Below are 21,419 nucleotides of genomic sequence, written 5' to 3' on the forward strand. Positions count from 1 at the left end.
ATATGGAAATTATAATATAAAAATCAAAAAAACAAAAAGACTTCTTAAAATATATTGGAAAGACTCATATTTTAAGAAGTCCTGAAGCTGCCCCGCTATCTGTTACAAGTATGTTAACATACTTGCCGCGCATGGCTGCAAGAACAGCTTCCGCCTTTGATTCTCCTCCGGCCACTCCTATCAGGTAGGGAATCTTCAAAATATCATCAGTTGATATTGTTATCATCTTGCTATCAATGCTTTTATCTACAATATTTCCGTTGATATCAATAAAATGGGAAAATACGTCACCAACTGCCGACTGGTTTTTCAGTTTTTTAAGCTCTTCTTCATTAATGCTGCCTGTTTCAACAAGAGTGGATGTCGTTTTCTTTGATATGGCTCCTATCCCAACGAGAGCAATACTTATATCCTTAAAAAATTTAAAGGTATCCCTTATGGACTGCTCTCTTAAAAGCAGATCTCTGAGATTTTTTGATTCTACGATTGCAGGTGCATATATAAGATGCGGCTCAACATCAAACTTGTCGGCCAGTCTCCGCGCAATATCCTGACAGTTCAGATTAAGCGCAAGCTGGTGTATGCCTCCTGTTACCTGCACTACTTTAACATTTTTATTGATTTTGCGCGGAAGATGATTTATTACTTCATTTACAGTAGTTCCCCAGGCTATTCCAATTACATCACGATTTTTTATGATTTCCATCAGATATCCGGCAGTAGCCTGGCCCATCTTTACCTTGAGTTCTTTGTCCGAAAGACCGTTATTATCTATTACTATTGCTCTTTTCAATCCGAAAGTTTTTTCAAGCTTGTCTTCCAGATCCGTTATGCCGGACATTGAATCATTTATAGTGATCTGAACAATACCTGCTTCAAGAGCACGTTTTAAAATCCTGTTTACCTGATATTTAGATACTTTAATTCTTTGTGCAATTTCATCTTGAGTCAATCTATCTTTATAGTAAAGAGTAGCTACTTTTACCATTAATTTAAAATCATAAGCCATTTTTATCTAATCATCCGAACATACTTAAATAATCAATATAAATGCAACATCGGTAAAATCTTCAATTTTTTATTTTAAAATCTTGTTGTCTAAAGATAGCAATTTCATATAACCAATGTTTTCTAAAGTTTTTCAAGCTCGGATATTTTCTCTACTTTTCTTGAAGACCTTCCTGCAACAAATTCAAGGTCAAGCCATATTTTTAAAAGTTCCTGTGCCGTATTTTTACCTGTAACAAGAGCGCCGAATGCAGCCATGTTGCAATTATTTGAGAGTATGGATCTCTGTGTGGAATAAAGGTCATGGCACACTGCTGCTCTGATGCCGTCAAATTTATTTGCGCATATTGCCATTCCTATACCTGTACCACACACGAGAATCCCTCTTTCATAATTACCATTCTGCACTTCCAGAGTAACAGTTTTGGCAATATCAGGATAGTCTACAGGATCTGTTGAAAAAACACCGAAATCTTTAAATTCTATGCCTTTTTCCTTTAAAACTTCTATAAGAGCATTTTTCATATCTATAACTTCCGCCTGATGATCGCAACCTATTGCAACTTTCATTTTTCCTCCAATATTAATTTTATCTATAATATTTTACCCGAATCAAAACTTATTTATGATTCTTTTGCAAAATCAGCTACCTGTAAAGCAATTTTTTCAGGGGTCAGATTATAATAGTCAAGACATTCTTCATAACTGCCGACTACTGCAAATTTATCGGGAGTTCCTATAAATTTCATTTTTACAGGATTGTTTCTGACAACCACTTCTGCAACTGCTGCACCGAGACCATTTATTATAGAATGTTCTTCTACTGTAACTATCTTTTTGGTTTTCTTTGCAGAATCAATAACAGCTTCTTCATCTATAGGTTTTAAGGTGCTCATGTTTATAACTCTTGCTTTTATTCCTTTTGTTTCAAGCATTGAAGCAGCAACAAGAGCATTCAGGGTCATAGTGCCCGTAGCAATTATTGTAATATCACCCTCATCTTTTAATACATTTGCCTTGCCCGGAATAAGTTTGTGTTCGTCATCAAATATTCTTCTGGCTTTTATTCTAGACACTCTTATATAGACGGGTCCTTCAATTTCAGATGCAACTTTTGCCACCTGCCTGTATTCGCTTCCGTCTGCAGGATTTAATATTGTCAGATTCGGAAGACTCCTGAGCACCCCTGCATCTTCAAGAACAACATGTGTAGGCCCGAGTGCACTTACTGAAAATCCGCTGTTGTTGCCGATGATGTTTACATTTAAATTGGTTTTGCACACGTCATCACGAACCTGCTCAAAACATCTGTAAGATACAAAGGGAACATATCCTGCTATAAAAGGTATTTTTCCGCAGGTAGCCATCCCTGCAGCTTCGCCCATGCCATTCTGTTCTGCAATTCCGAATTCAAAATGTCTTTCCGGAAAATTTTTGTTAAAAGGACCGCCTGAAGCTCCAAGCGAGGAGTCTACAGATACAAATACAACATCTTTATTGGATTTTCCAAGCTCAACCAGAGCTTCTGCAAGTATTTTTCTTGGATCCTCCATGACGGCTTCGTCATTTATGTCATTAAAAATCAGGTTTTTATAATTACTTTTCAACTCTTACCAACTCCTCCCTACAGCTGTTTTCAACATTTTCTATAGCCCCATCTACTTCATTTTCCTTAAAATGCCAGTGATGAAACTCAAATTTTCTTTCCGCAAAAGACAGGCCCTTGCATTTTATAGTGTCCGCAATTATTGCCGATGGTTTGCCCTTTACAAAAGGTACGCTTGAAAGAGCATCATAGATCTGATTAAAATCATGTCCATCTATAGTTCGCACCGTCCAGCCAAATGCTTTGTACTTTTCTTCAAGAACACTTGTGTCCATGATCTTAGCCGTTTCGCCATTGACTTGCAGCCCGTTTCTGTCAACTATTACAATCAGATTGTCAAGCTTGTGATGTCCGGCCGACATTATTGCTTCCCATAAGCTTCCTTCTGCGCTTTCACCGTCGCCAAGCATGACAAACACCCTGAAAGGTATATTATCCATTTTTGCTATATGCGCCATCCCCTGTCCTACAGAAAGGCCGTGGCCAAGTGAACCTGTGGGGAATTCTATGCCCGGAAGAGCTTTTTCATCCGGATGCATGGGAATTTTTGTATTAAATGAGTTATATGTCCAGAGCACTTCCTCATCAAAATAGCCCTGATCTGCAAGAGTAGTATAAAGCGCCATGCATTTGTGGCCGGCAGACAGAATAAATCTGTCCCTTTTTTCCCATTTGGGTTCATTAGGTTTGTGGTTCAATACCTTGTTGTAAAGAACAGTCATAATATCAAGGCTTGAGAAAGCCCCGCCGATATGTGCCTCCCCAAGACGCATCATCTTAAGAATGTTCTTTCTGCATTTGTAAGATCTTTCTGTAAGCTGTTTTATTTCAGCTCTATCCAGAACAACTGTCATAATCATCCTTACCTTTGTTAATAATTAATAAATACTATATAAATATTTTGTCAAATATAAATATAAGCATGTTTTGAAATGCCGGACTTATATTTTATCTAAATATGTGATTTAATAAAAGATTTTTACAAATTCTTTATAGGAAATGCCGGCTTCCCCCATCATTCTGGGATTTTTAACTCCTTTTTTGCCATCATTATGATAATCCGAGCCTCCTGTAAAAAACCTGACTTTTCCGCCGAATATTTCTTCAACTTCTTTTTTTATTTCACCGGGACTCATGCTTCCTTTGTACGAAGTCTTGTCATAGGTATAGGTTGACTCAATTCCGTCCAGGCCGGCATCAATGAGCCTGCATATATAGTCATATCTTGTCATTTTCCCGGATTCTTTTGAAGCAACGGATTCGTCAATTAAATAAGGGTGTGCAAGAACCGCTATTCCGCCGGCATCTTTTATGATTTTTATTGCATCTGCCGGATTTATTTTCTCCCTCTTTATGTTAAAGACCGGATTGTCCCTTACCATGATTTTTGCATCCTGCCAGGTGGGAGCAAATCCTTTTTTTGCCATTGTTTCAAAAATAAGCTTCTTTTCTACTTCCTCTGGTTTTCTTGTCCTTGCCTGATTATTTTCATCCCTGTACTGAAGGATGTCCAGATCAAAGTCTATTTCATATCCATTTTCGCTTAAAATTATACAGAGTTTTCTGTATGCATCGGATTTCGATTTCTTCGCTCTAAGGGATTCATTTATTATGGCTCTGTTTTCCCAGTCACATTTATAGCCAAGAATATGCACATCATCAACATTGGTATCACAGGAAAATTCATAGCCAAGGACAAGGTCAACATTATTTTCTTTTGCAAAGATTACAGAGAATATTTTTTTACCATTCTCATCTTCTATGAAAAGAGGGGGAGTAATATCGTGATCTGTGATTGCAACCGCCTTCATATTTGCTTCTTTTGCTTTCAAGATAAATTCAAGGGGTGTATCGTTTCCATCCGATCTGTCTGTGTGACAGTGCAGATCGCATTCATATCGGACTATGTCTGTGTTTTCATAAGATTTATTCTTTTCCTGAGAATTTTTCTTATTTTTTAAATACTCTTTCATTTAAAACCTCTATCCCGCAAACATTTATTAGTGCTTCCGAACCTGTCCATATAATTCATAATAAGTTTTTTAGTATTTTCATATGCAATACCTATTGCTTTTATGGGTTCATACTCATTCCCGCTGCTATTTATATACTCTTTAAAGCCGTCAAGATATGCATGCTTGATTTCGGTGGAAATATTCATTTTCGCCGGATTTAAAGAAACAATTCTTTTAAAGTCTTCTTCAGGAAGGTCGGAACCTCCATGAATTACAATGGGAAAAACGGCTATTTTCATTATTTTTTCAAGCCTGTCAAAATCAAGCGTGACTTTCCCTTTATACAGACCGTGCTGAGTTCCTATTGCAACAGCAAGGCTGTCCACACCTGAAAGCTCTTTAAATTCCAAAATTTTATCAGGATCCGTCAGTTGTACATTGCCGTCGTCTACAATTATATGTTCTTCTACTCCTCCAATATGACCAAGCTCACCTTCAACGCTTACATTGTTTTCGTGAGCAATTTCAACTATTTCTCTTGTAAATCTTATATTCTCCTCAAAAGGCTTTGAAGAACCGTCTACCATTACAGCACTCCATCCGTTATTGATGCAGTTTCTGATTATTTCCGGATCAGTACCATGGTCAAGCATCATTGCAACGTCTACTCCGGCTTCATCTGCCAGAAATTTTGCTGTATTTGACAAAACCTTATACCCTAACTGTAAAATAGTTTTTTGTGAAGTCTGAATAATCAGAGGAGATTTTTTGGCAATTGCAGCATCTATTGCAGCTTTCATTGTGGTCACATCTATAATGTTAAAAGCCCCTACCACATAATTTTTGTGCATTGTGTCCTGCAACATTTTCACCGTGTTTACATAAGTCATAGAATCCTTCTTTCATTCTGAAATAATCAAAAAGCTTCCATACAGGAGAGTTTCTGATTATTATATGCAACTTATTGCATTAACGCAATAATATTCGAAATATTATTTTTAATTTTTAAATAATTTAAAAATTTTCATAATAGTGTTAATATTTTGTCTTGCTTGATTTGATTAAAATAATCTTTATCTGGTTCCTTAGAGGTCAGTAAAAATATGTCAAAGAAACTGAGAAAAAAGCATCACAAAAGTAATGCTCCGAAAATTATTCTGGCAATTGCTGCAATAATGCTTGTCTTTTTTATATTCATAGCTGTAATTGTCTCTTCGCTGCTAATGATAGGCACAAAAATAGTAGCGGATTTTTACAATGCTCTTCCGGATATCAAAGATTTTTCACCTGTGGAAAATGCACTTACTTCCAAAATCTATGCGGCAGACGGAACTCTTATAGGAACCCTGCATGGTGAACAAAACAGGGAGATCGTGCCTTTAAGCGAGATGCCGCAGGATCTGATAAATGCAGTACTGGCTATTGAAGATGAGAGATATTATGAGCACAAAGGCGTTGATTTTGAATCATTTGTAAGGGCTCTTCTGGTAAATATTAAAACTGGTGAGTTTTCACAGGGTTTCAGCACAATAACCATGCAGTACATCAGAAATACCTATATTCTGGAAGAAAAAACTGATATTACACTTGATAGAAAAATAAGAGAAGTAGCTCTGGCAATGCAGCTTGAAGAAATCTATACAAAGGATGAAATCCTTGAAATGTATCTGAACACAGTATTTTTTGGTGAAAGCGCATACGGCGTAAAAACAGCAGCAAAGACTTTCTTTAATAAAGAGCTCGATGAGCTCAACATCCAGGAATGCGCTCTTCTTGCCGGACTTTTAAAAGGACAGACATATTATTCACCTTATACAAATAAAAAAGGAGCTCTTGAAAGAAGAAATCTTGTCCTTCTGAAAATGAATGAATTAAAAATGATTACAGGCAAAGAATATGAGCTGGCGCTAAAACAGCCTATAATACTTGAAAGATCTGATGAAAAAAGCAGTGATTTTGCTCCCTATTTTACAGAATACGTCAAGCAGGAACTGATTAAAAAATATGGCGTTAACAAAGTCTTTAAAGGCGGCTTTGAGATATATACCACACTGGATCCGAAAATGCAGAGATATGCTGAAGCCGCAATAAATGAAATACTTCCGGATCCTGAAGACCCTGCAGGAGCAATGGTTGCGCTTGATCCGGCTAACGGATTCATCAAAGCAATGGTTGGCGGCAGAGATTTTGATACCATGAAATTTAATCTTGCATCACAGAGCAAAAGACAGCCGGGATCGACTTTTAAGGTTTTTGCCCTTATTGCCGCTCTTGAACAGGGTATCAGCCCGTATATGACATTTAATCCTAACGGGCCCGTAACATATGAAATACCTGACAGCAAGCCATGGGAGGTTGGAAATTATATGGGAGAGTCTTATCCCGATATGGCAGAGATGAATCTTATAGATGCAACTGTAAAATCTGTAAATGTCGTATATGCCCAGCTGATAATGAGAGTCGGCGGAGATGCTGTTTCAAGAATTGCCAATATAATGGGTATTGAGACTCCCCTTGAAGGTTATCCTGCTATCGGGCTTGGCGGTCTGACTACAGGGGTTTCCCCGCTGGAAGTATGTACAGCTTTCAGTACTATTGCAAATTATGGAAGGAAAAATAATCCGGTTGCCATATTAAAAGTAATTGATAAAGACGGCAATATTCTTGAAGACTACAAGGAACCGGAAAATTTACAGGTAATTTCGCCAATCAATGCTTTCAGAGCTATCGAAATAATGAAACAAACTGTTCAGAGAGGTACAGGCACAAGAGCAAGACTTGAAGATCGCGAAGTTGCCGGAAAAACGGGAACGACTCAGGAAGCAGAAAACGCATGGTTTACAGGTTTTACAACCAATCTTGCTGCCTGCTTCTGGATGGGCTATCCGGAAGAAAACAAAAAAATGACAAGCGTCCATGACATGAGAGTACAAGGCGGCGCCCATCCTGCAATGATGTTTAAATTATTTATGGAAAAAGCAACCGCAAATCTTCCTGCAGAATCTTTTACAAAACCGGGGGAAGATAAATTCAGTCTTCAGGTAACAGTCCTTCCGGAAACAGGGCAGGTTATGATTCCAAACCGTTTCACTCCGTCAGAACAGATAACAATATCCCAGTACTCCTATGGATCTGAACCCAGGGAGCAGGTACCTATCACCGAAGAAGATATGCCCATGCTTCCCTTTATTTGTCTTATTCCTATTGATGAAGCAAACAGAATACTCAGAGAAGCCGGCTTTACCAATATAGAGTTTATAAATGAAGTATATGCCGGTGTTCCTTCCGGCTATACTCACAGACAGGATCCTCTATGGGATCTGAGGGTTGAAAGAACCCGTTTAATCAAAGTATGGGTAAATCCTTAATGCCATGAATGAAGTCAGAGTTCGTTTCGCTCCAAGCCCTACGGGATATCTTCACATAGGAAGTGCAAGAACTGCTTATTTTAACTGGCTTTTCGCCAGAAAAGAAAAAGGCAGGCTTATTCTCAGGATAGAAGATACTGATATTTCAAGACATCAGGAAGATATGATTGCCACTATTCTCGACTCTCTTAAATGGCTTTCAGTCAGATGGGATGAAGGACCGGATATTGGCGGAGATTACGGACCTTACAGGCAGTCAGAAAGAAATGAATATTATCGGAAATATGCAGACTTTCTTCTGGGCAGCAAAAAAGCATACAGGTGCTTCTGTACTCCTGAAGAACTTGAACAGCGCAGACAGGATTATGCAAAAAAGGGAGAGTTCTTCAGCTATGACAGAAAATGTCTTGAACTTGATGACAGACAGATAAAAGACAGGCTGAAGCAAAAAATGCCTTTTTCAATAAGGATGTTGGTGCCTGATGGTAAAGAAATAAGTTTTAAGGATACAGTATATGGAAAAATCAAAGTTAATAGCAGCAATATTGATGATTTTATTATTTTAAGATCAAATAATCTTCCAACTTATAATTTTTCTGCCGTCATAGATGATTATCTGATGAAAATAACTCATATTATAAGAGGAGAAGATCATCTTTCAAACACACCCAAACAGCTCCTCATCTATGATTCTCTTAATATTTCCCCGCCTTCATTTACTCATCTGCCCATGATTCTGTCAAAGGATGGCGAGAAACTAAGCAAGAGGCATGGAGCAATATCAGTTGAATCTTACAGGGATGAGGGTTTTCTGCAGGAAGCTGTAAAAAATTACCTTGCACTTCTCGGGTGGGCTTTTGACGAAAAGACAACTATTTTCAGCGAGAAAGAAATTATTAAAAAATTCAGTCTTGAAACCATAAACAAAAAGGCATCAAGGTTTGATTATGAGAAACTTCTTCATATAAATAGCATGTATATAAAAAATCATGAAATCTCAGATCTTGCCGGAATGCTTAAGGACAGACTTAAAAAAAGAATCACGGAAATGGATAAATCGGATTTAAAAAATAACTGTCTTAAAGAAGCAGATCTGAAAAATCCTGAAGCAGTCGGCGCGATTTTCAGGGAAATTGAAGATAAGATTCTTTATATAATCCCTCTTGTAAACAAAAGAGCCAAAACCTTAAATGAAATTGAAAAAATGATATTACCTTTTTTCTTTGAGATAATTTATCCGGATGAAATAAAAAATTTCTTTGCAGGCAAAAATATTAATGCAGCTTCATTGCTTGAACAGGCAAAATCAACTTTATCGAAAATCACAGATAATGATTTTTGTCTTCCTTTGATAGAAAAAGAGCTGAGAGATCTTGCAGAAGCAAATAATATTACTTTTGGCGAACTGGCAGAAGTATTGAGACTGGCATTATGGGGAAGAACTGTAAGCCTTCCTCTTTTTGAAACAATCATAATACTCGGAAGAAAAAAATCCCTTCACAGATTATCGGAATATCTGGAACTGATTTCCTGAGCAGGTAATCCATAAATTATTTAAACTGAATCAATCTACATCCTGAAGACCATTTCATCAGGCGTAAGGTCTCTTCCGTTTTCAACAACTTTCTTTACAAAATAAGCAACAACTATCTCTTCATTTGTAGGAGTTATATATATCTTCGCCTTGGAGTCAGGGGCTGAAACCAAAGCCTGTTTTCCATTGAAATCTTCATTTTTGACAGGATCCAGCCTGATTCCCATATACTCCATATCTTCAAGGATTTTCATCCTTGTATCTGCATTTTTCTCTGCAATTCCGCCACCAAAGGCAATGGCATCTATTCCTCCGAGAACCGTTCCGAAAGCGCCGATATACTTTCTGATGCCGTCTATAAAAGATGAAATTGTTAGAGCGCATCTTTCATTTCCGGACCGGCTTGCCATCATTATTTCCCTGAAATCATCCGTTCCGATTCCGGCAAGACCCTTAAGGCCTCCATTGCTGGAAATCTCTTTCTGAGCTTCTTCAATTCCCAGCCCCAGGGACTTCATGGCAAATAAAAGTCCTATTCCGTCACAGTCCCCCACTCTTGTCCCTTGAAGCAATCCGGAATCAGTGGAAAACTTCATGCTGACATCAACTGATTTTCCATTTTTATGCGCGCATATGGAGCTGGAACCGCCCAGATGAATTGTAACAAGCTTCAACTGATCGGTATTTTCCAGCTTGTATATCATGGCAGACATATATCTGTGAGAAGAACCGTGATAGCCGTTCTGCTTAATGCCAAGTTCCTTATACCATTTCCATGGAAATCCCATCACTCTTCTGTATTCAGGTATCGAATAATGGAAAGACGGCTCAAAGACTCCTACAAGAGGAACATCTTCACCCAGCACTTTTTTAAATTCACCTATTGCCTCAAGATAAGGCATATTGTGGACAGGAGCTACGAAAGAAAATCTTTTCATTTCATCAAGTATTTTGGGGGTAAGAAGATTTGCTCCATTGGTTTCTCCAAGAATTGTTTTGAAGCCCATTGCCTCGATATCACTGTATTTCTTTATGACTCCGTTTTTTATATACCAGTCCAGAATAACCTGTATTCCGTTCCTGAATCCATATACATTGATAACCTCTTTCACCGTTTCCCGGTTGCCTATTTTATGGGTAAAATTGGATTCCCCTTCCGTCTTTATCTTGTCAAGATTTGCTTCCCCGAGCGCGACTATCTCGTTTTTATCATTGATATCAAGTATCTTGCTTTTAAGTGATGTGCTTCCAATGTTTCCAATCGCTATTATCATAAAATTTCCTCTCTTCCGGCAATCTTTTAATTAAAAATCTTTGCAATATCGTAAAGTTCAAGATCCATTTCCTTATACTGGCTTAAAACTTTTTCCATAGGTTCCGTGCTTATACGATTGCCTTCAAAACAAACCATGTAGTCAAATTTTTTATCATTTATAAGCTCGACGGATTTAATTCCCATTCTTGTAGCCAGTATTCTGTCAAAAGCCGTAGGCTTTCCGCCTCTCTGCAGATGACCCAGAACTGTTACTCTTGTTTCATAGCCCGTCCTTCTCTCAATTTCCTTGGCAATTGTATTTCCAATTCCTCTGGCTGCTCCAGGACTTCCGAACTCAATTATCGGTTTGACTTCCAGTTTCATTTTTTTTGTATCGGGTTTGGCGCCTTCAGCTACCACAATGATGCTGTAATCCTTGTCTCTTTCCCGCCTTTCTTCAATGACATTGACAATATAATCGTAATCAAACTGAACTTCAGGTATAAGTATAAGGTCAGCTCCTCCTGCTATTCCTGAGTAAAGAGCTATCCACCCTGCTTCCCTTCCCATTACTTCCAGAATCATTATCCTGTGATGTGAAGAAGCTGTCGTATGAAGCTTGTCAATCGCATCTGTTGCAATCTCAACAGCTGTGTCAAACCCTATGGAGTAATCATTGAAGCCTATGTCATTATCAATAGTCTGTGGTATCCCGACACCCTTTACGCCATATTGTCCAAGCCTGTGCATTACAATATTTGCATCATCTCCGCCTATGCATATTATTGCATCTATGCCAAACTTATTTATATTGTCTTTGAGCAGCTCGACACCATTTTCAATTTTAAACGGATTTACCCTTGCTGAACCAAGAATTGTCCCTCCCCTGTCAAGAATCCCCGAAACAAGTTTGCGATTCATTTCAAATACATTTCCTGTAATAAGTCCGTCCCAGCCATTTCTTATTCCGGTTATCTTATATCCGTGCATTACTGCTTTTATATAAGCAGCCCTTATGATTGCATTGGTAGCAGGTGTGTCCCCTCCACCGGTTAGTATCCCGATTGTTTTAATATCGTTCATGGATGACCTCCCTAAGTGTATGCATATATATAAATGTATAATTTAATTTTAAACTAAAATAATAATAATTAGCAAATTAGCAGTTTTAAGAAATTTTTTTAATTATTATTTCGTTTACAAGAGCAGGATTGGCCTTGCCTTTTGTTTTCTGCATAACCTGGCCGACGATAAAGCCTATTGCTTTTACCTTGCCTGCTTTGTACTGACTGACTGCATCAGGATTGTTTTTAACTGCCTCTTCCACAATAGCTTCAAGCTCGCCTTTATCACTAATCTGCTCAAGTCCTTTTTCCTTTATTATATCGTCGGGATCAGAACCTTTGGCATACATTTCTTTAAAAACAGATTTGGCTGTATTTGAACTTATTTTCCCTTCATCAATTAATCTGACAAGACGAGCAAGATGTTCAGGTTTTATTCTGCTTTCCTTTATTGAAATCTGGTCCTTGTTAAGAAAAGCGCTGAAATCCCCCATTAGCCAGTTGCAGATCCCCTTGGGATTTGCATTATAAGTTTCAAGCGTCTTTTCAAAATAGTCTGATATTTCAAAATCACCTGACAGCAGTGAGCTATCGTAATCTGAAAGTCCGAACTTGTCTTTGTATCTTTTTTCTTTCTGGTTCGGCAGCTCCGGAATAGAATCTTTTATCTTTTTAATCCAGCAATCATCGATATCTATGGGAACAAGGTCAGGATCCGGAAAGTATCTGTAATCATGAGCTTCTTCTTTGGATCTTAAAACTTTGGTTGACTGGGTTTTGTCGTCATAATGCCTGGTTTGCTTGATTACTTTTTTTCCTGAGTTTATCAACGATATATGTCTTGAAGCCTCATATTCTAGTGCTTTCTGGATGAATTTAAATGAATTGAGATTCTTGATTTCGGTCCTTGTCCCAAGCCTGTCAGAATCTTTAAGCCTTACTGAAACATTGGCATCACATCTGAGGCTGCCTTCTTCCATGTTACAGTCACTTACTCCAAGGTATAGAAGAATATTTCTCAGAGTAATCATATATTGTTTTGCTTCCAGAGGGCTCTTAATTTCCGGTTCAGTTACAATCTCTATCAAGGGAGTTCCGGCTCTGTTGAAATCCCCGATACTGTAGTCTGCTCCACTTATTCTTCCGGTTGCACCACTGTGCACAAGTTTTCCTGCATCTTCTTCCATGTGGACCCTTGTAATTCCTATTCTTCTGGTGTGGCTGCCCATATTAATCTCAACATAGCCTCCTATGCCTATAGGCAGGTCGTGTTGTGATATCTGATAGTTTTTAGACATATCGGGATAAAAATAATTTTTCCTGTGAAATATCGTGCGCTTATTAATCCTGCAGTTAAGCGCAAGAGCTATTTTCATGGCATATTCAACTGCTTTTTTATTTACAACAGGCAGCGAACCGGGATGGCCAAGGCAGACAGGACATGTATTGCTATTTGGCTTTTCCCCAAAAGAAAGTCTGCAGCCACAGAACATTTTTGTCTGCGTGGAAAGCTCGACATGAGTCTCAAGACCGATTATTGTCTCAAAACGCTTGTCAGGCTGATCCGGACCGTCTTTGTCATCTAAGTTTTTCAGATCTTTGGTGTTATTTTCCAATTGATTTCACCTTCCAGAACACAGGCTGCTTTAAAAATATTATCCTCCCTCAGAGCATCGGCCATTATCTGAAAACCGATGGGAAGCTGCTCATCTGATAATCCGCATGGAATTGAAATAGCAGGTATTCCTGCAAGATTTACCGGTATTGTGCATATATCGGACAGATACATCGACAGGGGATCATCCATCCTCTCTCCAAATCTGAATGCCGTAGTTGGCGAAGAAGGACCGACAAGAATATCATACTTTGAAAACGCTTTTTTAAAATCATTTATTATGAGTGTCCTTACTTTCTGGGCTTTTTCATAATAAGCATCATAATGTCCTGAAGAAAGAAAATAGGTGCCTATCATAATACTTCTTTTAACTTCGGGCCCGAATCCTGCCGAACGGGTTTTCCTATACATCTCTCGCAACCCCTGCGCATCTTTGTCTCTCAAGCCATATCTTATGCCATCAAATTTCGCAAGATTTGAGCTCGCTTCTGAAGGTGCGATTATATGATAGGCGCTTAAAGCGTATTCAAGGCTTGGAAGCGTGGTTTCTTCCACACTTGCGCCATTTCTCTCAAGTATTTTTATTGTGTTCAATATTGAAGCTTTAACTTCACTGTCTATATCCCTGATCATAAGTTCTTTCGGAACACCGGCTTTCATGCCCTTTAAGTTTTCTACTGCTTTAAACCCATAGTCTTTTTTATTTTTCATATCAATAGAAGTTGAATCAAATTCATCATGCCCTGATATCGCATTATATAGGTTGATACAGTCAGTCATGTCTCTGGTAAAAGGCCCTATCTGGTCAAGAGACGCCGCAAAAGATGCAAGGCCGTATCTTGATACTCTTCCATAAGTGGGCTTAAAGCCAATCACACCACATAGGGACGCCGGCTGTCTTATTGAACCGCCTGTATCTGAACCTAGCGAACATGCCGCTTCAAATGAAGCAACGCTTGCCGCCGGCCCGCCGCTTGAACCTCCGGACACTCTTTCCGTATTCCAGGGGTTTCTCACTGGTCCAAATGCTGAGTTTTCATTGGATGACCCCATGGCAAATTCATCCATGTTCGCCTTGCCCAGAAAAAGAAAATTGTGCTCATTTAATTTTTTAATTACAGTTGCATCATAAATTGAATAATAATCGGAAAGAATTTTTGAAGCACATGTAGTTCTGACATCTTTGATACAGATATTATCCTTGACAGCTATGGGAATTCCGGTAAAATGCCTGATTTCACCGCCTTCAGAAATATACCTGTCTATTCTTTTTGCATTTTTAACTATTTCCTCAGGCTTGAAAGTTATAAAAGCATTAATTACTTTGTCAGCCTCTTCAATTCTGTCAATGTAAGCGCCGGCAATATCTTCTATCTTTATTTCCTTTTTTTTAATAAGCTCATGAAGCTCATGAGCCTTCATGCAGGTAAGTTTCAAAAAAACCTCTTTCCTGTCAGTCTATTTTGGGTATCTTAAAACCGTCAGAACTTCTTTCGGGAGCATTCTTCAAAGCTTCTTCAGATTTAACAGACTGACGGGGTTCATCTTCTCTTAATACATTTGAAATATCAAGAACATTGAATGTGGGAGCGATTCTGTCGGTATCTGCTTCGCTTATCCTGGCAACATGCTTGATTATCTTATCCATCTGTACAGTTATTTTATCAATCTCTTCACTGTCATAGTCTATTTCTGCAATACGTGAAATATGTATTACATCTTCTCTTTTGATAATTTTTCCCATGAAAATCCTTACAAAATAGTATTTATTATTTTATTTATATTAATTAAAACAAAAAACCCTAACAATTTTAACAGATTTTACAATATCTTTATACTAAAAAAACAAGCTATGCCGCAATTTTTTTGAACTGGCTGAAAAGAACAAGTATCATCAGTAAATTATATATTGAATGCAGAAAAATTACAGGAAACAAGGATTTTGTCTTGTGGAAAATATATGCAAGCACCCATCCTATCGCCATCAGGGGAATGAAGTTATATATTTCAAGGTGAGCTGCTGCAAACAGAAGGGAAGAAATAAAGAGCCCTGCAAAAACTCCCAGGCTTTGCCTGAATGCCTGGAAAATAAATCCTCTGAAAAAAAGTTCCTCACAAACCGGCGCAATCAGAGAAACTACAATAAGAAGTATGGTGGAGGAAACATTGCCATTTTCCACAAGTTCCGCTATCTTGTTCTCAGGAGGAGCTATTTTAAAAACGCTGGTCATGACAAAAACATAGGCAAAGTTTATAGCCAGAATCAGGAGTAAGGCAAGAAAAGAATACCATACTGTTCTTAAAATACTGTAATATGTAAGACCGAGATCCCTGAAACTGCTTCTTCTCCAGTAGATAGCAAAAAACCAGACTGTCCCTACCATCAGAAGCACCTGAATGCCGTACAGAACTGAGAAGCTTGTGTTAGTTATGTTTGTTATGCTTATCTGATTTCCATGGTTAAGTTCTGACACTATCTTTGCCGATAAAAAGTAAACACCGGTCAGAATCGCTACCAGAAATATTATTGAAAAGAATACATCCCTTATATTCCATCTTATCTTTGGAATATAAGCTTTTTCACTCTTTTTCTCTTCGATTCCCAGTCTTTTTAAATCTCTTCTGTTAAATGCCGCCATTATCTGCCCTGTCAGGTCTGTCCATTAATCATATTTTTGAAATCATCTTCACTTATCTGTCTGACATTGAGCCTTATAGCTTCATCAAGCTTGCTGCCGGGATCTTTTCCGACAAGGACATAATCAGTGCTGCCGCTAACACTTGAAGTAACTTTACCTCCTGATTTTTCGATAATTGCTTTTGCATCCTGTCTTGAAAATGAGTTAAGCTTTCCGGTAAGGACAAAAATCTTCCCTTTGAAGTTTTCATTGATTTCGAGGATTTTCTGCCTGGACTTGAAATTTACTCCCGCATTTGCAAGTTTTTCTATGACAAGCCTGTTCTGGGCCTGTCTGAAAAAGGTCACAACGCTCCAGGCTATCCTGGGTCCTATCTCAAATATGCCGCTTAATTCCTCAAAACCCGCATTCATAAGTTTATCCAGGTTATTATAATTTTCTGCAAGCACATCTGCTATATGCGAACCGACAAATCTTATCCCCATGGCAAACAGAAGCCTGGAAAGAGGTTTTGATTTGCTTTTATTTATGGAATTCAAAAGATTATTAGTTGATTTTTCCTTAAAATTGTCCAGACCGTAAATATCCTCATATTTCAGGTAATATACATCTGCTGCATCTTTGATAAGGCCTTTCTGCAAAAGTTTGTCTACAATTGCAGGCCCCAGACCTTCTATATCCATGCCTGCCTTGGAAGCAAAATGAACTATAGCTTCATACTGGATTGCAGGACAGGCAAGCGATGTGCATCTCCTGACAGCCTCGCCTTCAGGCCTCAGCGTATCTGAGCCGCATACCGGACATTTCAAAGGCATTTCAAATTCTTTTTCGCTGCCATTCCTTTTTTCAACCAGCGGTTTTATTATCTCGGGAATTATGTCGCCTGCCTTGTGAACAAGTACAAAATCTCCTATTCTGACATCTTTCTTTTTTATTTCATCTTCATTATGAAGCGTGGCATTTGAGACAGTTGAACCTGCAATTACCACAGGCTCCAGGACAGCAACAGGTGTAAGGGCTCCTGTACGCCCTATGCTTACCTTGATGTCTTTAACCCTGGTTATTTTCTGTTCAGGGGGAAACTTGAAAGCAATAGCCCATCTTGGGTTTCTTGATGTGTTTCCGAGCATTTTCTGGTATTTGAACATGTTTACCTTTATGACTATCCCATCAGTCTCATAGGGCAGATCTTTTCTTTTGTCCTGCCAGTACTGGCAGAATTCCTTTATCTGCTCAAATCCTGTTGCTTTTTTAATGTTTTCACTGATTTTAAAACCAATGCTTTTAAGATAGTGAAGAACTTCAAAATGTTCAGATATATCAAGGTAATCATTTGAAGCCATGGCATATATAAAAATGTTCAGATTCCTTTTTGCAGCTATTTTGGGGTCTATCTGTCGTAGCGAGCCTGCTGCTGCATTCCTCGGATTTGCAAAAGTAAATATTCCCTGTTCGTCTCTTTCTTCATTTATCCGGACAAACTCATCTTTTGAAAGATATGCTTCTCCCCTTACTTCAAGGACAGGTGGGATTCCGTATCTGCTATCTTTAAATAATCTTAACGGAATCGCTTTTATTGTCTTTATGTTTGAAGTTATATCCTCACCTGAAATGCCGTCGCCTCTGGTGGCTCCCCTCCGCAGATATCCGTTCTCATAAAACAGTGAAACCGCCAGTCCATCTATCTTCAGCTCACACACAAATTCAACTTCTTCTTCCTTTAAACCAAGATCCCTGTAAACTCTTTCAAGGAAATCTTTAAGTTCTTCATAGGTAAATGAATCCTGCAGGCTAAGCATTTTCTCCGAATGTGTGACCGTGGGAAACCCTCCCTCAAGCGGGGCCCCTATCCTCTGTGTCGGGGAATCAGAAGTAATGGCTTCTGGATATTTTTTCTCCAGATCAAAAAGATTCTTAAGCAATTTGTCGTACTGATCATCTGTTATTACCGGATTATCTTTAATATAGTAATAATAATTATGCCTGTTAAGCTCTTCCCGTAACTGTTCTGAAAACCTTAAAGCTTCTTCTTTGGAAAGATCAGGCACGTTCAGATTAAGAAGCCTTTCCGGATTTGATTTTGAATTATTCTCACTCATACTCTTTATACTTATTCATACTCTTTAAGAAAATAGCTCAGATCATGGGTATCATAAATTCCGTTCAGCTCTTCCCTGGCTTTCTCAAAAAGCATTTTGCTTTCATTTCCGATTTCTTCAATTCTGGCATAATCAAATTGAGACTGATCATTTGTATTATAATAATTAAAAGCAAGTTCCCAGAACCCGATGTCGCTTTCAATAAATGCAATATTGCTTTCATAAAAATTCTGCATAATATCAGGTATCTGCAATGCTTTAAAGGCATTTAAATATTTCCTGGATATTTCAGCTCTTTTGTCTGTAAGAGCGGCAACATCAGAAAGACTTGCCGGTTTTGAATCATTATCGGAAACAATCGTTTTTATTGAATTTTGATATTCTTTCCATACCGGCACAAAATTGTTATGAAAATCAATTAGATCAGAGGTCTCCTTATTCTTTTTTGCCAGTTCTTTTTTTATATTATCAAGTCTTTCATTTAATCTGGCTGTTGTTTCAGCCTGCTGCTGCATGAATCTGTTTATTTTGTACTTTTCAAATTCCACTACAAAGACATTAAAGACAACTGCAAAAAGAAAAATTAACGAAATCAGGATAATTGCAGCACGAGATGGGAAAGAAGAAGCGCCTGCCGATTTTTCATCGCCGCTTTTATCTTTCCTGTCCAGACTGCCGGTCACAGATGATGCTTTTGATTCAGAATTCACAGATGACAAATCCCCGTCATCATGCTTTTTTTCAGCGTTTTCATCCGCTTTGACGTTTTTATGAATTTTAGCAAGAATCAGTTTTGCTTTTTCCGGGTCTGCCTGTTCTTTTATATTTGCAATAGCTGAATTCAGTCTGCCGTCCTGATCTGTCCCAATATAAAAATGCATATCCTTATCATCTTCGTGATAAACGCCCCGGACGAAATAATTTTTTGCAACATCAGCTATTGTAATATTTGCCTTTAGCCGTCCCGTCGGCGTCCCGCCATCCAGATGCTTTAATACAAAATGCCATATTACCGGATCAGATAAGCCGCTTCGATCTTCAGTTTTGCCGGGATTATTCTGCCGGATATTTTGGTCTTCTTCTTTTATATGCTGCTGGTCAGAGTCATTCAAGCTAAATCCTTCCCTTCCTCTGAGCTTAAAAATAATTATAATATTTAAAAAATAATAAATGTTTTATCTGATATTAAAATCAAAAGGATATATATTTATCAGTTCGGAAACAATTACCATCCTTTCCCTTGCCGAATACTCGGGATAACATGTCGTAAGCAGAAGCTCTTTTTTGTCAGAACCTATCAGTATTTCAACATAACTAGGGGCAACTACTTCAATATCCGTTACTTTGTATGCAAAAACCAGATTATTTAAAGTTTCAAGATAAATCAAATCCCCGACTGCAAGCTCATCTATCCTATTAAAAGGAGCTCCGTATGTGGTTCTGTGCCCCGAGATTGTGCATCTGCCGATCTCTCCCGGAAGAGGAGTTTCAGGTATATGTCCCGGTCCTTTTTTAAGAGTAGGAACATCAGCGCCTTCATTTGCAATCCACTCCACCTCTATTTTCGGAATTATGATCTTTAGCGGGAACATATCTTCTGCGGTACTGCTGCCGGCTTCTTCTTCGCCTGTCGCTATTTCTGTTGCGGATGCTTCATTGTTTTTGCCTTTATCGGTTCCCGGCTCTCCGGAACTCTCGCTGCCTGTATTTCCGTTTTCTCCTGCAGAGGTCTCATTTGAATCAGAAATAAGAGTTGAATCTATAACCATATCTTCAGAAGCAGTTTTTTCTTCTTTTGCCACATTATTCTGCTTTTCAGATTCCCACCTGGAAATCTGATCTCCTTTCTGGAATAATGAAGGGATATTCGTGATAAAAGGATACAGCATCAGTCCTAGCCCGCCTGCGAACATGAGGCATATTATCACTATCGTTGCAATAAGTGACTTGCTTTTCTTTCCGGGTTTCTTATTCTGATTGACCGTACTTTTCATCTGAACCTGACCATCATTTTATTTTAAAAGATAGTATAACTCAAAACATAAAGCATATATAGAAAATACAGCAAATTCAACTATTTTATTTCTGTTTGAAAATAATAATTTATAAAAATTTATTAAAATTTAAGTTCTTTGCACAAAATTATTTAATATTATAAGTCAATTTTGCTTACAAGTGCTGTCTCGCTACCTGCCTCTTTTAACTTTTAAGGAAACAGAAATCGGGCACCTCTTTTAAAGATGCCCGATTTTACTTATAAATACCTATTTACTCTTTCTTTTATGCCTTCTAGTGTTTGCCTGCCCTTCTCAAAACAGGTATTAATATCATTGTCATCAGACCTGTTATTATAAACATCAGACCTAATATTACCAGATTTTCTCTCAGGCCTGTAAATGGAAGTTCCTGAATCCCAAGCACATCTATTTGTCCCGTTTCCTGCACTCCAAGAACATCTACCCGCCTTGTTTCCTGGATACCAAGCACAGTGGTTACAGTATCAGGCACTGTAGTTGTAATGTCCCCTGGTACCGTTGTCGTGGTATCACCGGGCACAGTAGTTGTAGTATTACCGGGTATAGTTGTAGTTGTTTCGTCTGTAACTGTGGTAGTAGTTTCATCTGTAACAGTAGTGGTTGTTTCATCCGTAACTGTGGTGGTAGTCTCATCCGGTATAGTAGTAGTTGTTTCGTCCGTAACAGTTGTAGTGGTCTCATCTGGAACAGTAGTGGTTGTTTCATCCGGTATAGTAGTAGTAGTTTCGTCCGTAACCTTATAACCAAATACAATATGGCTTATTTCAAAATTTTTACCATTATTCGGATTTATTGATGTGAAGTTTGTACCGCTGGTAGCGCCGGAAGGATAATCATATACATTAGTATAGTTCCCACCCTTCATTGCTACTATATATACAGTTACTGATGGATCACAAACTTTCCATTTTATACCATAATCATCCTCATCATCGCCTATCTTCTCAGTAATTTCAATAACAGGGTTATCTGCAGGATACTTACCTACAGGAGGGTTACAATCAATCTTAAAACCAATGAGGCCGGGAGGAAGATCACCAACATTATAGTTGCCTTTAAAGGATGTACCTCCGGATCCACCACCTGGAGAATCATCTGCAAAAATTAACCCGGGCAGAGTTAACAGAATCCCAAAGATTATAAATATTGTTAAAAAAATGTATGGTACTTTTCTTCTATTATTTCTCATCTTATCCTCCTAAAATAAAAAGTTAATTCTTAAAAAACAAAAACCGACTAA

At 38.2% G+C, this 21,419-nt stretch carries 18 protein-coding genes; 2 read left to right on the forward strand and 16 right to left on the reverse strand.

Going from position 1 to position 21,419, the window contains the following annotated elements; genetic code table 11:
• Nucleotides 1-64 precede the first annotated feature (64 nt).
• The 6 genes from GXZ93_05120 to GXZ93_05145 form a co-directional block, all read right to left on the reverse strand.
• On the reverse strand, nucleotides 65-1,009 hold the full coding sequence (locus GXZ93_05120) for a sugar-binding transcriptional regulator (protein HHT79162.1): 945 nt from the start codon (nucleotides 1,007-1,009) through the stop codon (nucleotides 65-67).
• 122 nt (nucleotides 1,010-1,131) lie between these two features.
• Nucleotides 1,132-1,578, reverse strand: a complete 447-nt coding sequence (rpiB, locus tag GXZ93_05125) for a ribose 5-phosphate isomerase B (GenBank protein HHT79163.1) — start codon at nucleotides 1,576-1,578, stop codon at nucleotides 1,132-1,134.
• A gap of 53 nt (nucleotides 1,579-1,631) precedes the next feature.
• A complete protein-coding gene (locus GXZ93_05130; protein ID HHT79164.1) occupies nucleotides 1,632-2,615 on the reverse strand; it encodes a transketolase family protein in 984 nt (327 codons plus the stop codon).
• Complete coding sequence (locus tag GXZ93_05135) at nucleotides 2,605-3,468, reverse strand: transketolase (protein HHT79165.1); 864 nt, start codon at nucleotides 3,466-3,468, stop codon at nucleotides 2,605-2,607. The genes GXZ93_05130 and GXZ93_05135 overlap by 11 nt, the downstream gene beginning before the upstream one ends.
• A 111-nt stretch (nucleotides 3,469-3,579) precedes the next feature.
• A complete protein-coding gene (locus tag GXZ93_05140) occupies nucleotides 3,580-4,587 on the reverse strand; it encodes a PHP domain-containing protein (protein HHT79166.1) in 1,008 nt (335 codons plus the stop codon).
• Nucleotides 4,584-5,459 carry a class II fructose-bisphosphate aldolase gene (locus GXZ93_05145; protein HHT79167.1) on the reverse strand — a complete coding sequence of 292 codons (876 nt, stop codon included), beginning with the start codon at nucleotides 5,457-5,459 and terminating at the stop codon, nucleotides 4,584-4,586. The genes GXZ93_05140 and GXZ93_05145 overlap by 4 nt, the downstream gene beginning before the upstream one ends.
• Nucleotides 5,460-5,672: 213 nt before the next feature.
• Here GXZ93_05145 and GXZ93_05150 point away from each other — a divergent pair, with 213 nt between their 5' ends.
• Nucleotides 5,673-7,937: a penicillin-binding protein gene (locus GXZ93_05150; protein HHT79168.1), complete on the forward strand. Its 2,265-nt coding sequence runs from the start codon at nucleotides 5,673-5,675 to the stop codon at nucleotides 7,935-7,937.
• A gap of 4 nt (nucleotides 7,938-7,941) precedes the next feature.
• A complete protein-coding gene (locus GXZ93_05155; GenBank protein ID HHT79169.1) occupies nucleotides 7,942-9,471 on the forward strand; it encodes a glutamate--tRNA ligase in 1,530 nt (509 codons plus the stop codon).
• Between the two features lie 35 nt (nucleotides 9,472-9,506).
• Here the strand turns inward: GXZ93_05155 and GXZ93_05160 are convergent, their stop codons facing one another.
• From GXZ93_05160 to GXZ93_05205, 10 genes are all read right to left on the reverse strand, one after another.
• Nucleotides 9,507-10,745, reverse strand: coding sequence for a hypothetical protein (locus GXZ93_05160; protein HHT79170.1), 1,239 nt, complete (start codon nucleotides 10,743-10,745; stop codon nucleotides 9,507-9,509).
• 26 nt (nucleotides 10,746-10,771) lie between these two features.
• Nucleotides 10,772-11,800 (reverse strand): 6-phosphofructokinase, encoded by a 1,029-nt coding sequence (locus tag GXZ93_05165; GenBank protein ID HHT79171.1) that lies wholly within the window; start codon nucleotides 11,798-11,800, stop codon nucleotides 10,772-10,774.
• 94 nt (nucleotides 11,801-11,894) lie between these two features.
• Entirely contained in the window at nucleotides 11,895-13,385 is a 1,491-nt protein-coding gene (gene gatB, locus GXZ93_05170) for an Asp-tRNA(Asn)/Glu-tRNA(Gln) amidotransferase subunit GatB (GenBank protein HHT79172.1), read from the reverse strand.
• On the reverse strand, nucleotides 13,382-14,842 hold the full coding sequence (gene gatA / locus GXZ93_05175) for an Asp-tRNA(Asn)/Glu-tRNA(Gln) amidotransferase subunit GatA (protein HHT79173.1): 1,461 nt from the start codon (nucleotides 14,840-14,842) through the stop codon (nucleotides 13,382-13,384). Before gatA ends, gatB begins: the two co-directional genes overlap by 4 nt.
• A gap of 16 nt (nucleotides 14,843-14,858) precedes the next feature.
• On the reverse strand, nucleotides 14,859-15,149 hold the full coding sequence (gene gatC / locus GXZ93_05180) for an Asp-tRNA(Asn)/Glu-tRNA(Gln) amidotransferase subunit GatC (GenBank protein HHT79174.1): 291 nt from the start codon (nucleotides 15,147-15,149) through the stop codon (nucleotides 14,859-14,861).
• Between the two features lie 106 nt (nucleotides 15,150-15,255).
• Complete coding sequence (locus tag GXZ93_05185; GenBank protein HHT79175.1) at nucleotides 15,256-16,044, reverse strand: CPBP family intramembrane metalloprotease; 789 nt, start codon at nucleotides 16,042-16,044, stop codon at nucleotides 15,256-15,258.
• Between the two features lie 11 nt (nucleotides 16,045-16,055).
• Nucleotides 16,056-18,143 carry an NAD-dependent DNA ligase LigA gene (gene ligA / locus GXZ93_05190; GenBank protein HHT79176.1) on the reverse strand — a complete coding sequence of 696 codons (2,088 nt, stop codon included), beginning with the start codon at nucleotides 18,141-18,143 and terminating at the stop codon, nucleotides 16,056-16,058.
• A gap of 11 nt (nucleotides 18,144-18,154) precedes the next feature.
• A complete protein-coding gene (locus tag GXZ93_05195; GenBank protein ID HHT79177.1) occupies nucleotides 18,155-19,255 on the reverse strand; it encodes a hypothetical protein in 1,101 nt (366 codons plus the stop codon).
• Between the two features lie 63 nt (nucleotides 19,256-19,318).
• On the reverse strand, nucleotides 19,319-20,137 hold the full coding sequence (locus GXZ93_05200) for a class E sortase (protein HHT79178.1): 819 nt from the start codon (nucleotides 20,135-20,137) through the stop codon (nucleotides 19,319-19,321).
• Nucleotides 20,138-20,432: 295 nt separating this feature from the next.
• Entirely contained in the window at nucleotides 20,433-21,044 is a 612-nt protein-coding gene (locus tag GXZ93_05205; protein HHT79179.1) for a hypothetical protein, read from the reverse strand.
• Nucleotides 21,045-21,419: the final 375 nt, after the last annotated feature.

This window comes from Actinomycetota bacterium (genome assembly GCA_012837825.1).
Classification (GTDB): Bacteria; Actinomycetota; Humimicrobiia; order Humimicrobiales; family Humimicrobiaceae; genus Humimicrobium.

Coding starts and splice junctions, on each gene's coding strand:
- GXZ93_05135 (HHT79165.1), bottom strand. CDS start 3,468: ATGACAGTTGTTCTGGATAGAGCTGAAATAAAACAGCTTACAGAAAGA.
- GXZ93_05200 (HHT79178.1), bottom strand. CDS start 20,137: ATGAAAAGTACGGTCAATCAGAATAAGAAACCCGGAAAGAAAAGCAAG.
- GXZ93_05155 (HHT79169.1), top strand. CDS start 7,942: ATGAATGAAGTCAGAGTTCGTTTCGCTCCAAGCCCTACGGGATATCTT.
- GXZ93_05160 (HHT79170.1), bottom strand. CDS start 10,745: ATGATAATAGCGATTGGAAACATTGGAAGCACATCACTTAAAAGCAAG.
- rpiB (HHT79163.1), bottom strand. CDS start 1,578: ATGAAAGTTGCAATAGGTTGCGATCATCAGGCGGAAGTTATAGATATG.
- GXZ93_05150 (HHT79168.1), top strand. CDS start 5,673: ATGTCAAAGAAACTGAGAAAAAAGCATCACAAAAGTAATGCTCCGAAA.
- GXZ93_05140 (HHT79166.1), bottom strand. CDS start 4,587: ATGAAAGAGTATTTAAAAAATAAGAAAAATTCTCAGGAAAAGAATAAA.
- gatC (HHT79174.1), bottom strand. CDS start 15,149: ATGGGAAAAATTATCAAAAGAGAAGATGTAATACATATTTCACGTATT.
- ligA (HHT79176.1), bottom strand. CDS start 18,143: ATGAGTGAGAATAATTCAAAATCAAATCCGGAAAGGCTTCTTAATCTG.
- GXZ93_05120 (HHT79162.1), bottom strand. CDS start 1,009: ATGGCTTATGATTTTAAATTAATGGTAAAAGTAGCTACTCTTTACTAT.
- GXZ93_05145 (HHT79167.1), bottom strand. CDS start 5,459: ATGACTTATGTAAACACGGTGAAAATGTTGCAGGACACAATGCACAAA.
- GXZ93_05185 (HHT79175.1), bottom strand. CDS start 16,044: ATGGCGGCATTTAACAGAAGAGATTTAAAAAGACTGGGAATCGAAGAG.
- GXZ93_05205 (HHT79179.1), bottom strand. CDS start 21,044: ATGAAGGGTGGGAACTATACTAATGTATATGATTATCCTTCCGGCGCT.